Annotated in this window: 1 protein-coding gene; it reads left to right on the top strand. The window is 30.3% G+C overall.

Features of this window, described 5'->3' with window-relative positions; translation table 11 throughout:
- On the top strand, positions 1–570 hold a 570-nt coding region (locus tag BA195_RS12495), incomplete at its 5' end, for a hypothetical protein (RefSeq protein ID WP_068705980.1).
- Positions 571–696 lie beyond the last annotated feature (126 nt).

Raw genomic sequence — 696 nt, forward strand, 5'->3', positions numbered from 1 at the left:
AACGTTACCCAACATTTGAAAAAACCGCTCGAAATAGAAATTATCAATTACGAAAAGCCGATTAAGGAATTAATTGGAAAGACAATTATTGACGTAAATTATTACGAAATTGATTACGGAGAACCTTTGTGGAATGAAACTGAATTTCACTCATTGGATTACGGAATTGAAATAATAACGTCGGACAAAAACGCTTATTATTTTATTTGGGGAAATGAATTTACTCAATATGATGTTAAGTTCAGAAAGGGAAATATTTCGACTGAATTTAGCAATAAAAATGGTGCTAAAAAACATAATGTAAAAGACAATCAAAACTGGTCGAAATTGTGCGGAAAAAAAATAATCGGAATTGAAAGTTTTTGGTCATGTTGGAGTTTAATTAATGACAAAAAACGGAAATATTATCCACAAGATGTGAGAATTGAATTTGAGAATGGAAAAGAAATATGGATTTCAGCATTTGAATTTAGAGATAATACAATGATGCCAATGCAAGACCATATAACAATATTTTTTGACAAAGAAACAGCCGAAAAATATAAAATCGGAATAAAAAACGTTGGGTAACACCGTATATAATTTATTGCTAGTTCTAGCCTACTTACGAAAATCCTCTCGGATTTTCTATTCGGTTTTTATTTATTAACTTAGTTGCTTAAACCACGCAACAAACCATATACAATCACGTTGTGC

The organism is Tenacibaculum soleae, from assembly GCF_001693415.1.
In the GTDB taxonomy this organism is placed as follows: domain Bacteria; phylum Bacteroidota; class Bacteroidia; order Flavobacteriales; family Flavobacteriaceae; genus Polaribacter; species Polaribacter soleae.